Below are 12,015 nucleotides of genomic sequence, written 5' to 3'. Positions count from 1 at the left end.
CTGCGGGCGACCGCTGCGAATGATATCCATGGGTAAAACACTGGCTATATTGACGTCGATATAGCCGGAGCCTCACCAAAATTCTCAAAACAGCAAGGCGTCCTTCCCCGGATGCGTACGCACTATCCAGCCAATGAATGAGACGAGCAACAGCATCAGGACACTGACCAGATCGAGGCGCGAGGAGAATGCAAAGTAATCGTACCCGATTGCCAGACCTGTTACAGGTCCATTCAAGGCGAGCACGATGCCCGACAGGATTGCAACGACAATCGAGGCAAGAGCCGTTAATTCAGCTATGCGCACGGCCAGACGAGGCCGAAGGCTGGACGCCGTAAAACAATAGAAGGAAGCACCCGCAAGGATCAGCGGCGCTATTAAGGGAAGACTCGTGATCATAAAGGTCTCCATGCACATTCGACACTTGGCAAAGCGTCGATACGAGGCGTTGTTATCACCCGGCTAGAGATGGAAAAAATTCATTGTTTTCACGAAATCGTTCTATAAATTGGAATGATGTCAGAGTTGAACTATCATCACCTTCGCTACTTTCGTGCCGTCGCACACGATGGAAATTTAACGCGTACGGCTGAACGGCTGAACCTCTCTCAGTCGGCTCTTTCCACACAGATAAAGCAGCTGGAAGGGCGCTTGGGCCATGCCCTTTTCGAGCGCCGCGGACGGCAGTTATTTCTAACAGAAGCGGGGCGTATCGCGCTCGATCATGCGGACGCGATCTTCGCCTCAGGTCAGGAACTCGTCGAGACGTTGAAGGAAACCGGCAGGACCCGCCGTGCGATCCGGATAGGCTCGCTCGCGACACTCTCTCGCAATTTCCAGATTGAGTTCTTGCGGCCGATCCTCGGGCGCCCAGACGTCGATATGATACTGCGCTCGGGTAGTACAAGCGAATTGCTTGGCGCGCTTGAGGCACTGAGCCTTGACATCGTATTGCTGAATCAAGCCCCAATGACGGATTCCGTCACACCATTTGTCACCCAGCAAATCTATCAACAGCGAGTGAGCTTAGTGGGCAAAATGCCTTACAGTAAATCTCGTGCTAGCCTTGTGGATCTCCTCACCGACCACCCCGTCGTTCTTCCGTCGCTCGAAAGTGGGGTTCGCTCGCAATTTGACGCTCTCGTAGCACGACTTGGAATCACACCTCAGATTGCTGCAGAAGTGGACGATATGGCGATGATGCGCGTCCTCGCTCTGGAAGGAGCCGGTCTTGCCGTTCTTCCTCCTATCGTTGTCAAGGGTGAACTGGAGACCGGCAAGCTCATCGAGTACGACGCCCTTCCGGGCATGGTCGAGACATTTTACGCCATAACCGTGAAACGTCGTTTCCCAAATCCGCTCGTATCATTTCTGCTAAAACCCTTCAAAGCCGCAGCGACTACAGAAAACCCATTCATTAAAAAGAATGAATAGATCGAAACAATGAATTTTTAGAGCTCCAGTTCGCGCGCTATGGAGAATAGTGCGATCGTTTGGAGCAGCTGAAGTGAATATTTCTGATCTATCTCGCAAACAATGCACGCTCGTCCACGCAGAATCCAGGGATTCGAGCCTTTCGTCATCAATTTATACGCCGCCTCGCTGACTTCGACTCTTTGGCCTTCCCAAAGCGCGGTGAATCTGAATCTCTGGTGCAAACCGGAGGTCTGCGATGCGATCAGGGATTTCATTACGGGCGGATTTTGATGAAAACGGTCTGCGGCGGCTGGCGCGGCAGACGAGGGATGCCGCCCAAGCGCGCCGTCTTTTGGCGCTCGCCTCAATCTACGATGGAGGCTCGCGTTCCGATGCCGCCCGCCTCGGCAGCGTCACGCTCCAAATTGTCCGGGACTGGGTCATGCGGTTCAACGAACACGGTGCCCAAGGCCTGATCAATGGCAAGGCTCCCGGTCCGCAGTCGCGGTTGAACGATCAGCAGCGTGCGGCCTTGGCGCAAGCAATCGAGCGTGGGCCGACACCCTATCTCGACGGCGTTGTTCGTTGGCGTCTGTGCGATCTGGCACAATGGCTTTGGGAAGAGTTTCGCGTTTCGGTGAGCGAGCAAACGCTGAGCCGTGAAGTCCGGGCTATGGGCTATCGCAAGCTGGCTGTCCGGCCCAAACATCACGCACAAGACCCTCAAGCCATTGAGGATTTTAAAAAAGCTTCCCCGCCGCAGTGGCAGAGATTGCCGCTGGAGCGGCCCGAGGAAAACGCATAGAGATTTGGTTTCAGGATGAGGCCCGTATCGGGCAAAAGAACAAGATCACCCGCCGATGGGCCAGGCGAGGAACGCGGCCTTCAGCACCGCACGATCAGCGCACAAGGTCGGCCTACATCTTCGGCGCAATCTGCCCGAAGCTCGGCAAGGCGGCGGCGCTGGTCATGCCATGGTGCGACACCTACGCAATGACCCAGCATCTGGCCGAAATCGCCCGTCACGTCGATGCCGACGCGCACGCTATCCTCATCATGGATCAGGCAGGCTGGCACATGGCCAACAATCTCGTCGTGCCCGAAAACATCACCATTCTGCCACTCCCACCGAAATCGCCGGAACTGAACCCGGTCGAAAACCTCTGGCATTTCATGCGCGACAACTGGTTATCAAACCGCCTGTTCAAATCATACGACGACATCGTCGATCATTGCTGCGATGCCTGGCGGAAGCTCGAAAGCCAGCCATGGCGCATCATGTCGATCGGGCGCAGAAATTGGGCCAATGGGTTTTGATCAGTGAGGGGCCGTATTACTCCAAGTTACCAAGGCAGGTTGCGCTTGGAACCATGCACGGAAAGGAGGCAGCGCTTTCGCCCTCCTTTGCCGATATAGATGTTCATCTGGCGGTTCCTCGCGATCTCAACACGGATAGCTTCGGAACCTTCACCAGCGAAGTGAAGCGAGCGGGCACCATACTCGACGCCGCTCGAGCAAAAGCAAAAGCGGCGGCCGCGTTAAGCGGCCTGCCGATCGGCATCGCAAGTGAAGGCTCCTACAGTCCACACCCATTCATTCCGCTCGGTCGGGAGCTTATCTTATGGCTCGATATCCGATCCGGGGTCGAGATCGTCGATATGATCATCGATGAGTCTCCGAATTTTGCCCATATTGACGTGGAAGACGTCAACGAAGCGGACAAATTTTTGAACGCGATTGAGTATCCTCAGTATGCTTTAATCGTGAGTGTCGTCGGCACAGACGTGGTGACCGCAAAGGGCATAAGAGATGCTGCGGCTTTGAGCGAGGCGGTCAGAACAGCCGTTACACAATCACCCTGCAGCTTGGCGCGCATCCAGACAGACATGCGAGCGCACATGAACCCTCGACGCATGTCCGTCATTGCCAAGCTAGGCAAGCGCTTTGTCAAACGCCTAATGACCGCCTGTCCCCAGTGCGACCATCCCGGGTGGGGCTGGGTTGGAACAGCGGCGGGGCTATGCTGCAGCGAATGTAATTCGCAAACGCAATTGCCGTCTCATGATGTTATGGGTTGCGCCGCTTGCGGCAATGAGCAGTTAGTTGAAAGGTCAAATGGCGAGCGCGCTTCCCCGACATTCTGCTCAGTATGCAACCCGTAATACCACTTAAAGATTTTGACCGATGGTCGCATCATGCCCGAAACTGCTTCAGCACACCGCGAACGTTAAACAGCGCATATTGTGCTTCTCTACGCCGCGAGCACGAGGCGGTACGATGGCCACGGCGCGTCTTCAGGCCTACGAAAGTTGTCGCACCGGACTGTTCCCGTACTTCCCGTCAGAAAGAGTATTGGAATTTCTGGACCCAAGCCATCTTCACTGATCCGATTTCTATAAGTGCTCGTAGATGAAGGTGTTCAAAAACCGCGTATGGCACGCGACAGAGACGGAAGGAACGCATAATGAAGAGACTTTTTCTTGCATCCACACTCGCCCTTTCCTCCGCAGCGTATAGCGCTCACGCAGCTGACATTGTCGACACCGCGCAGGCAAATGGTCAATTCAAGACCCTTGTGGCAGCGGTAACAGCAGCAGGCCTTGCCGACACCCTTAAAGGCGCCGGTCCTTTCACTGTTTTTGCACCGACTGACGATGCCTTTGCGGCTCTCCCGGCTGGAACCGTGGAGGACCTTCTGAAGCCGGAAAACAAGGACAAGCTATCCAAAATTCTCACCTACCATGTTGTTTCCGGCAAGGTGATGTCAAAAGACCTCAAAGACGACATGAAGGCAGCCACCGTTAACGGCGCTGACCTTTCCGTTGATCTGGACAATGGCGTTACTGTCAACGAGGCAAAAGTCGTGAATGCGGACGTAGCAGCCGACAATGGCGTTATTCACGTGATTGACAAGGTCCTCATGCCCCCGATGTGAGGTAGTAATGGCGCCTCGCATTTTAGATACTAAATCTGCTTACGCGGGGCGCCACCATTTACATTGCATTTTCAACTTAAATAAAACGGCTCCTGTAAATATCGCTCGAGAAGGCCTGCAAAAAACTACAGGTATGGAAGCAAACAGAAACCGTTATAAAGTGTCGGAGTCTAAAATGGCCGGCGAAATCAAACCAAACATTATCTATGATGTTGTTGGAAAAGGAGTATTCGTCGAATTCAACGGCCGATAGCACTACCTTGAGGGCCCGTTTCCAAACAAGAAGAAAGCGGAAGAAGCCGTAATGCTATTTTGCAGATCAGCAGGTTGGCTTTCGGTTTCGGAAGATCGCGAGAGACAAGATCATTAATGATCCTAGGAAAAAATATTCCCTTATTGTTCGTAAATATTTTCGAATTTACGGCGTTAATTCTTTATGTTTTTTATCTAATTTATTATAAGGACTACATTAATATAATACCTGAAGCTTAGTGCGCCACGGAGATCATAACCTACACTAGGGAGAACTTCATGAAACACCTCACGCTCGCGGTCGGCACCGCTCTGTTGGCAGCGTTCCTGTCAGGTGGTGGTGGGGCTGCATACGCTGCCCCCAAGGTCGTCAAAGTCGGGCTGGATCACTACCGCGGCACTTGGCTAGAGATCGGTCGCACACCCATGCTCCTGACGGACGGATGCGTCGCGGGTTACTCGACCTACCGACAAGGTAAAGCACCGAACGAGGTCTTGGTTGAGGATGGTTGCCGAATGGAGACGCCGGACGGCCGTCTCAAGACAGTTCGCGGAAACGGCAAGATCCAAGACTTTGGATCGACGAATGCGAAGATGCGCGTTCGCTACCCGTTGCTGATCACGTTCAACTACTGGGTGCTCTACAAATCACCTGACAAATCCTGGTTCATCAGCGCCAATCCATCCATGACGGACCTTTGGATCTATGCCCGTGCCGTCCCCTCCAAGACGAAGCTCGAGCGTATGATAAGTAAAGCGAGCGAACTCGGATATAACGTGCGCAAGCTAGAGTTTCCGCCTCAGTGAGACGTATCGAATGAATCGCTGAAGGATGTCGCCTTTTCAAACCCGTTCACCATCGTCCAGCTTCTTCAGAAACGTGGATGCGCTGTTCCGATACGCCTTCCTTGTTTCAGGGCGCATACGATCCCAAGAGGAGTAAATCTGGGCGAGACGATGGTTTGTGGAGAGGCTATCAGCGTTTCGAACGATGAAATCCCAATACAGGGCATTGAACGGACAGGCGTCCTTCCCGCTCTTCTTAGAAACGTCGTATCGGCATCCGCCGCAGTAGTTTGACATACGTGCGATGTAGGCGCCGCTCGCGGCATAGGGCTTGGACGACATGAAGCCGCCGTCGGCAAACTGACTCATGCCAATGACGTTGGGCAATTCCACCCATTCGAACGCGTCGGCATAGACGGCCAGATACCATTCGTGGACAGCATAGGGGTCCAGGCCCGACAGCATCGAGAAGTTTCCAACGACCATCAGGCGCTGGATGTGATGCGCATAGGCGTGTTTCATCGTCTGCTTAATGACGGATGAAACACAGGCCATGTCCGTTTCGCCGGTCCAGAAAAAATCCGGAAGGGGTCGTTTGGCATCGAAAATGTTGCTCTTCTCGTAGCCCGGCATCTTCAGCCAATAGATGCCGCGGATGTATTCGCGCCAACCGATGATTTGTCGAATAAACCCCTCGACGGAATTGAGCGGCGCGTGTCCCTCCCGATAGGCACGTTCGGCCATCCGACATATCTCTAAAGGATCCAGCAAGCCGATATTGATATAGAAGGACAAGAGCGCGTGGTTGAGGAATGGTTCCTCTTTCAGCATTGCGTCTTGCGTTTTGCCGAAATCGGGAAGGAAGTCTCGAACGAAGGCATCCGCCGCTTTTTGTGCATCGGAGCGGGTCACGGCAAAGGAGAACTGGGCCGTCGACCCCATATTACGCGGAAACGTGCGCTCGACGAGGTCGAGGACATCCCGTGTCACCGCGTCCGGCGGAAAGCGTGGATGCGTTGGACGGAAAAGGTCTGCCTGGGCGGGCTTGCGATTGTCTGCGTCAAAGTTCCACCGTCCGCCTTCCGGATCCTTTCCATTCATGAGGAGACCGGTGCGGCGGCGCATGTCGCGGTAAAAATATTCCATCGTCAGCGCGCGGCGGCTTTGTGTCCATGTCTGAAAGTCCTGTTTGGACACCAGAAACCGGGTGTCTGGGCGAATTTCCACTGGCAAGCCAAACGCAGATTTCCAAGGTTTCATGGCTTGAAGAGCGCGCCATTCGGACGCTTCGGTTACGATTATGCGCTTTGGCGATATTGCCGCGACCGTGCGGTCGAGTTCTCCGGTGAACGAACCCGTGTTGTCTAGATCGTCCAGATGGACATATCGGACGTCGAAGCCTTTTTCGCGAAGCTCGATGGCGAAATGCCGCATGGCCGAGAAGATCAGCGCCATCTTCAATTTGTGATGATGTGCATAGGTGGCTTCCTCGATCACCTCGCACATCAAGATGATGTCCCGCCCGGGATCGGCAGCTTCAAGGCTCGAAAGCGACCACGTCAGCTGATCGCCGAGTATGAATATGAGATTGCGGACAGTGCTCATGGGAGGCGACTTTGCAAACCGTGTGGATATGGAGCACCAATCTACGGCTACCAGGCGATGGCGGTTCCGTCATAGGCGAAGAACCCGCCCGTACGGTCCGGCGTCAGACCGTCGAGCATCTCCAGGATGCGGCGCGCTGCATCATTGGGCTCGAAACGCTTGTGCCCCGACGCGAATGGCGCGGACAGGTCTGTTTTAACGGTGCCCGGATGCACGGTGACGAGCAAGGATGAGGGGTTCGTCCGGCTCACTTCAATCGCGGCGGTGTGAACGATCTGATTGAGAGCGGCCTTGGACGAACGGTAGGAAATCCATCCTCCGAGCGCATTATCACCAATAGAGCCCACGCGCGCCGACAAAACTGCAAAGATCACGCGCTTTCGTCGCGCGAGCAACGGAACGAAATGCTTGAGTATCAAGGCAGGTCCTATGGCATTGAGCGCAAATTGCGCCATCATTAAGTGCTGTGAAATTTGACGAAGCGACTTCTCTGGTCCGAGCCCATTGATGGTCAGTGCGCCTGTAGCACAGACGATAAGATCGAATGCCTCCGACTTCATCCTGTCGGCGGCGCGCAGCACAGAATATTCGTCCGTAACATCGAAAGCGTCATCTCTACGCGAAAGGCATTCGACCTTGCCGCAGCCGGCATCCATCTCCAACTGCCAGCGAAACGCCTGACCTATTCCGCCGCTCGCCCCAAGGACCAAGGCGGAGTACCCGTGAGATAATGATCGCATCAGCGTTTCGGTCATTTCACGCTCTTTAGGTTGCAACAGTCACCGTAAGCGTTTCATTTCCGCGCCAGCATCATGAAGCGCGCCTGCCGCTCCGCCGACACATCGAACTGGCCGGTGAACACGGTGGTCAACGTCTTGGCGCCTTCCTTGCGGATGCCTCGCATCGCCATGCACATGTGCTCAGCCTCGATCATCACTGCAACACCCTGCGGCCGGAGGCATTCATCCAGAGCCTTTGCGATCTGCGCGGTCATGGTTTCCTGGGTTTGAAGCCGGCGGGCATAAAGTTCGACCAGCCGAGCCAGCTTTGAAAGCCCGACCACGCCCCTGTCCGGAATATAGGCTATGTGGGCGATCCCATGAAACGGCACCATGTGGTGCTCGCAATGGGAATGAAACCCGATGTCCCTCACAAGAACCATGTCCTTGTAACCAGCTACCTCTGAGAACGTTTTGGAAAGAACATCCTCCGGCACCACCTCGTAGCCGGAAAACAGCTCGCGATACGCCTTCGCAACCCGATTCGGCGTTTCAAGCAAGCCTTCCCGGTTGGGATCGTCTCCGGCCCAACGAAGAAGAGTCCGCACTGCTTCTTCCGCTTCCTCTTGAGTCGGACGATATGCCGCTGACAAACGGCAGCCCTGGTTGGCGACAGCATCCATTGAAATTCTCCATATACATCTCTCCCGTTTTACGCGGATTGGGCTGTTTCGGATCAATGTGTGGACGTACATCTGCGTTGATCTGAGGCTCTCAATCCACGGAATGGCGAAGGCCCTCGTCAAAAACTTCAATCGCGATTGCGTCTCGGTAACCCCCTTGCCAGACGCATGATCGCACAACTGCCAACCAGTGAACCATCGATCGGATTTAATCCGGCTATTCATCTGTCGCAGCCCCGACTGGAGCGGCACATATGCTTGGAGAAGAAGCAGTTTTTCACCGAAAGCGTAGATCACTTTGAACTCAAAAACCGCGTGAAGCTCCAGCAACAATCAAAAGTTTGTGCATGGCGCGATGCCACACCGCGGATTTCGCCGTCAGAGAGCAGCGTGCATTCATCTCCGTTGCGTGTACTCTGCACACGGATCAAGAGCCGCTCACAGCTGACGCATTCAGCGCTCGGATCACGTCAGAGCAGGCCGGATCTTTCCGATCAAGCAAATCCTCTCTACGTGTAAAGCCAACCGAGACCCGGATCGCCGTCGTCGCAGCCCAACCCCAGTCGCTAGTGGCGCGCTCAATCAGCTTCGGTCCTTGCGACGCGATGCAGGCTTGAGCTTGTGCGAGGATCGCCACCGGTTGGCGGGCTGCCCGCACCTTCTCCCCAATTTCGGCCTGCAGCGGATAGACAACGAAGGATGCGACCAGGCTTACGAAAATATCAGAGATCATTGGGCCGTTCTCTTAGCTTTTGATAAAACGATGTTTAAGCAGGATTCGTGTCGTCGCGTGTTTTCACGAGGCTCCAGAACACGCCCGCCGCGATGATAGCGAAGGTAATCCCGAGCGAGAGCGCGGCGGGAAATTTCTCGAGGCCAAGCAGATCTGCGACAAAAATCTTTGAGCCGATGAACACGAGAACGATGGCAAGGGCCGGCTTCAAATATTTAAATCGATGGATCATGGCTGCCAGTGCGAAGTAGAGCGCGCGAAGTCCCAGGATCGCAAAGATGTTCGAGGTGTAGACGATGAACGGGTCTGTAGTGATCGTGAAGATCGCAGGAACCGAGTCGACTGCAAAGACGATATCGGCGAGTTCGACCATGATCAAAGCTAGGAACAGCGGTGTGACAAACCAGGTCAAGCGGCCGGTTAGTGGATCCTGTTTCTTCACGAAGAAGGCCTGACCGTGATGCCCTTCAGTGACGTTTAGCCGCCGGCGAAGGAAGGAAATGATGGGATTGCCAGCCAGCTCCGGCTCTTTATCGCCGATCCAGAACATTTTGACGCCTGTGATGATCAGGAAGGCGGCGAAGACATAGAGCACCCAGGAGAACTGAGAGACGAGTGTTGCACCCACTCCGATCATGATCGCGCGAAGCACGATCACACCCAAAATGCCCCAAAACAGCACGCGATGCTGGTAGATCCGGGGAACGGCAAAGAAGGAAAAGATCAGCGCGATGACAAACACATTGTCGAGCGCCAGGGTCTTTTCCACCACGAAACCCGTGAGATAGTTCATCCCCGATTCAGGACCGAGCTGCCACCAGATAAATCCTCCGAAGGCTAGGCCGAGCGAAACGTAGACGGATGAGAGAAGCAGACTTTCCCTGACCTCGATCTCGCGGCTTTCGCGGTGGAGAACGCCCAAGTCAAAAATCAGGAGTGCAAGCACGATACCGAGGAACCCTAGCCACATCCAGGCGGATTTTCCCAGCCAATCAGCGAAAAGAAACGTTAACTCCACGTGAGAAACTCCAGCCGGCGATCCTGTTTTTTTGAAGTCCGACATCACGAAAGGACCGGCATCTTTCGTCAGAGGGGCCCGGACTGCGATAGGAAATTGAGGGGGATGGGTCCGCTGCTGGGACGAACAAAAGTGTATTCCTGCGTTCGGCGAGCTGACCTTGCCTTTCGCCGAATTTCCAGCTCTTCTCTGATGTGACCCACGCATCGCAGCGATCAACTGCGATAGTCTGGTCAGGACATAGTAGTCTTACTCACACCGACTGAGCGCGTCCCAAATCGTTTTTGAGCGTTCGGTAGCCACTGACGAGCTTGTGAAGAGCGTCGTTAGCCTCTCAAGATCTGTGATCTTGTAGGCTGATGTATTTGTACATTGTCATCCCTTACTCTAGAGCTTGAATGATCTTCGTCTGACGACAGGGATGAGGACCGGTGTGCTCTGGCGGTTGTGACGCTCGATGAGCTCGATCTGCTCCCGGAAACGCAGCTTCAATTTCTTAAGCGCGCTCAAGCGGAGGACATCTGGTGCTGGCCGCGACTGTTCGTCGTCGATACGAGACTGGACATGCGCCTTGCGGCTACGAAGTGACTTCAAGAACTGGTCCATTTGATTTTCCTTTCGTTGACCACACAAACATCGGGTAATCTCTCCAATAGTTCCAATTCATTGTTGCAATTCCGGCGATAGTTCATAACTATAGGAAATATGCCCTACCGCCCTACTCTTCGCCAACTGGAATACATAGTCGCGCTCGATAACTTGCGGCACTTCGGGAGAGCCGCGAAACACTGCCATGTCTCGCAGCCGACCCTGTCCGTTCAGGTTGGATTGGTGGAGAAGTCCCTAGGCGTCACGCTCTTTGAGCGCACACCGAGCAGCGTCATCACCACACCGATTGGATCCGAGATCGCGCGAGGCGCTCGACTGGCGCTTGCGTCGGTCGACGACATAGTCGACAGAGCGGTCGGCGATACGAAAACTCTAGGCGGAGTAGTGCGGCTCGCAACGGCGCCGACGTTCGGTCCTTACTTTCTTCCGCGTTTTCTTCCTGGCCTTCATCGCAAGTTTCCAAGTCTCAAAATCTACATTCGAGAAGACCGCCCGGTCGACATTGAAGACGCCGTGGCGGCGGGTGCGCTGGACTGCGGTCTTGGACCGGCGCCTGAGAGATCGGATTTAAAGTTTCGACGCATTGGGAACGAGAAACTATTCTTAGGCGTGCCCGCAGACCACCCACTTTCGGATAAGCGGTCGGTTGGGATTTCTGATCTTGTCGATGAAACGCTTTTGGCACTCGGCAGTGGTCACAGACTCATGGAAAACGTGCACCATCTGGCAGCAGCTTCGGGCGCCATTGTTGTTGACGACTACGAAGGCACAAGCCTTGATTCCATTCGTCAAATGGTCTCGATCGGAATGGGATGTTCGCTCTTCCCAGAGCTTTACGCACGCGCGGAGTTTAGAGAGGAGGACGATGTGAAGTTGCTGTCAATCGACGATTGGAGCGAGCGGCGTGAGGTAGGATTTTATTGGCGAGAAAGCAGTGGGCGTCAAACGCACTACGAGACGTTGGCAAACGAGGCGGATGAGGTTTCGAAAAACGTTGGGATTGCCTGAGCATAGTGTATTAGCCGCGAGCTACAACGCTCCCGCCAAGATAGTTCGCGAGATCAATGAAAGACGAATTGCGATCGTGTCCCATAGAGTAGTGTAGCTGGATTTCATGGCTGTCTATGATTGCGGGTAGGGTCTAGCCGCCTTAATGCATAGCACCGGACGTTTTGGCGACGAGAGGCAGGCTTTTGCTGGCTGCGCGACACCGCAGGCAAGTTTTGCCAGTCGCCGGAGTTAATCCATCGTGATGGAAG

At 54.4% G+C, this 12,015-nt stretch carries 14 protein-coding genes; 7 read left to right on the top strand and 7 right to left on the bottom strand.

Annotation, left to right across the window (positions count from 1 at the left end):
* Window positions 1–84: 84 nt before the first annotated feature.
* Window positions 85–399, bottom strand: a complete 315-nt coding sequence (locus tag P9A16_RS35095) for a hypothetical protein (RefSeq protein ID WP_278026545.1) — start codon at window positions 397–399, stop codon at window positions 85–87.
* 117 nt (window positions 400–516) lie between these two features.
* Here P9A16_RS35095 and P9A16_RS35090 point away from each other — a divergent pair, with 117 nt between their 5' ends.
* The 6 genes from P9A16_RS35090 to P9A16_RS35065 all read left to right on the top strand — a co-directional run bounded on the left by P9A16_RS35090 (window position 517) and on the right by P9A16_RS35065 (window position 5,410).
* Window positions 517–1,434, top strand: coding sequence for a LysR family transcriptional regulator (locus P9A16_RS35090; RefSeq protein ID WP_130521385.1), 918 nt, complete (start codon window positions 517–519; stop codon window positions 1,432–1,434).
* 238 nt (window positions 1,435–1,672) lie between these two features.
* A protein-coding gene (locus tag P9A16_RS35085) for an IS630 family transposase (protein WP_443020602.1) occupies window positions 1,673–2,733 on the top strand; the annotation gives its coding sequence in 2 pieces (ribosomal slippage) (window positions 1,673–2,191 and window positions 2,194–2,733; 1,059 coding nt in all).
* Entirely contained in the window at window positions 2,685–3,578 is an 894-nt protein-coding gene (locus P9A16_RS35080) for a DUF6671 family protein (RefSeq protein WP_278026544.1), read from the top strand. The genes P9A16_RS35085 and P9A16_RS35080 overlap by 49 nt, the downstream gene beginning before the upstream one ends.
* Window positions 3,579–3,880: 302 nt before the next feature.
* Window positions 3,881–4,351, top strand: coding sequence for a fasciclin domain-containing protein (locus P9A16_RS35075; RefSeq protein WP_130521327.1), 471 nt, complete (start codon window positions 3,881–3,883; stop codon window positions 4,349–4,351).
* 7 nt (window positions 4,352–4,358) lie between these two features.
* On the top strand, window positions 4,359–4,604 hold the full coding sequence (locus P9A16_RS35070) for a hypothetical protein (RefSeq protein WP_130521325.1): 246 nt from the start codon (window positions 4,359–4,361) through the stop codon (window positions 4,602–4,604).
* A 278-nt stretch (window positions 4,605–4,882) separates the two neighbouring features.
* A complete protein-coding gene (locus tag P9A16_RS35065) occupies window positions 4,883–5,410 on the top strand; it encodes a lipocalin family protein (protein ID WP_272790541.1) in 528 nt (175 codons plus the stop codon).
* A 36-nt stretch (window positions 5,411–5,446) separates the two neighbouring features.
* Here the strand turns inward: P9A16_RS35065 and P9A16_RS35060 are convergent, their stop codons facing one another.
* The 6 genes from P9A16_RS35060 to P9A16_RS35035 form a co-directional block, all read right to left on the bottom strand.
* Window positions 5,447–6,994 (bottom strand): cryptochrome/photolyase family protein, encoded by a 1,548-nt coding sequence (locus tag P9A16_RS35060; RefSeq protein WP_278026543.1) that lies wholly within the window; start codon window positions 6,992–6,994, stop codon window positions 5,447–5,449.
* A gap of 47 nt (window positions 6,995–7,041) precedes the next feature.
* On the bottom strand, window positions 7,042–7,749 hold the full coding sequence (locus P9A16_RS35055; RefSeq protein ID WP_245462427.1) for an SDR family NAD(P)-dependent oxidoreductase: 708 nt from the start codon (window positions 7,747–7,749) through the stop codon (window positions 7,042–7,044).
* A gap of 38 nt (window positions 7,750–7,787) precedes the next feature.
* On the bottom strand, window positions 7,788–8,396 hold the full coding sequence (gene folE, locus P9A16_RS35050) for a GTP cyclohydrolase I FolE (protein ID WP_130521318.1): 609 nt from the start codon (window positions 8,394–8,396) through the stop codon (window positions 7,788–7,790).
* A gap of 427 nt (window positions 8,397–8,823) precedes the next feature.
* Window positions 8,824–9,129: a hypothetical protein gene (locus P9A16_RS35045; RefSeq protein ID WP_130521316.1), complete on the bottom strand. Its 306-nt coding sequence runs from the start codon at window positions 9,127–9,129 to the stop codon at window positions 8,824–8,826.
* 34 nt (window positions 9,130–9,163) lie between these two features.
* Complete coding sequence (locus P9A16_RS35040; RefSeq protein ID WP_165909502.1) at window positions 9,164–10,147, bottom strand: TerC family protein; 984 nt, start codon at window positions 10,145–10,147, stop codon at window positions 9,164–9,166.
* A 387-nt stretch (window positions 10,148–10,534) separates the two neighbouring features.
* The gene (locus P9A16_RS35035; protein WP_130521312.1) at window positions 10,535–10,753 is read right to left on the bottom strand and encodes a YdcH family protein; all 219 of its coding nucleotides are present in this window, start codon (window positions 10,751–10,753) and stop codon (window positions 10,535–10,537) included.
* A 99-nt stretch (window positions 10,754–10,852) separates the two neighbouring features.
* On the opposite strand from P9A16_RS35035, the gene P9A16_RS35030 reads away from it, so the two are divergent.
* Window positions 10,853–11,764: a LysR substrate-binding domain-containing protein gene (locus P9A16_RS35030; protein WP_278026542.1), complete on the top strand. Its 912-nt coding sequence runs from the start codon at window positions 10,853–10,855 to the stop codon at window positions 11,762–11,764.
* The last annotated feature ends 251 nt before the right edge of the window (window positions 11,765–12,015 follow it).

Source organism: Shinella sp. 838, from assembly GCF_029623935.1.
Classification (GTDB): domain Bacteria; phylum Pseudomonadota; class Alphaproteobacteria; order Rhizobiales; family Rhizobiaceae; genus Shinella.
The sequence above is the reverse complement of the archived record's forward strand: the minus strand, read 5'-3'. Positions and strand labels throughout refer to the sequence as shown.

Excerpts from the sequence above, each read along its gene's own strand:
- P9A16_RS35095 (WP_278026545.1), bottom strand. The coding sequence starts at position 399 with ATGATCACGAGTCTTCCCTTAATAGCGCCGCTGATCCTTGCGGGTGCT.
- P9A16_RS35090 (WP_130521385.1), top strand. The coding sequence starts at position 517 with ATGTCAGAGTTGAACTATCATCACCTTCGCTACTTTCGTGCCGTCGCA.
- P9A16_RS35080 (WP_278026544.1), top strand. The coding sequence starts at position 2,685 with ATGGCGCATCATGTCGATCGGGCGCAGAAATTGGGCCAATGGGTTTTG.
- P9A16_RS35075 (WP_130521327.1), top strand. The coding sequence starts at position 3,881 with ATGAAGAGACTTTTTCTTGCATCCACACTCGCCCTTTCCTCCGCAGCG.
- P9A16_RS35070 (WP_130521325.1), top strand. The coding sequence starts at position 4,359 with ATGGCGCCTCGCATTTTAGATACTAAATCTGCTTACGCGGGGCGCCAC.
- P9A16_RS35065 (WP_272790541.1), top strand. The coding sequence starts at position 4,883 with ATGAAACACCTCACGCTCGCGGTCGGCACCGCTCTGTTGGCAGCGTTC.
- P9A16_RS35060 (WP_278026543.1), bottom strand. The coding sequence starts at position 6,994 with ATGAGCACTGTCCGCAATCTCATATTCATACTCGGCGATCAGCTGACG.
- P9A16_RS35055 (WP_245462427.1), bottom strand. The coding sequence starts at position 7,749 with ATGACCGAAACGCTGATGCGATCATTATCTCACGGGTACTCCGCCTTG.
- folE (WP_130521318.1), bottom strand. The coding sequence starts at position 8,396 with ATGGATGCTGTCGCCAACCAGGGCTGCCGTTTGTCAGCGGCATATCGT.
- P9A16_RS35045 (WP_130521316.1), bottom strand. The coding sequence starts at position 9,129 with ATGATCTCTGATATTTTCGTAAGCCTGGTCGCATCCTTCGTTGTCTAT.
- P9A16_RS35035 (WP_130521312.1), bottom strand. The coding sequence starts at position 10,753 with ATGGACCAGTTCTTGAAGTCACTTCGTAGCCGCAAGGCGCATGTCCAG.
- P9A16_RS35030 (WP_278026542.1), top strand. The coding sequence starts at position 10,853 with ATGCCCTACCGCCCTACTCTTCGCCAACTGGAATACATAGTCGCGCTC.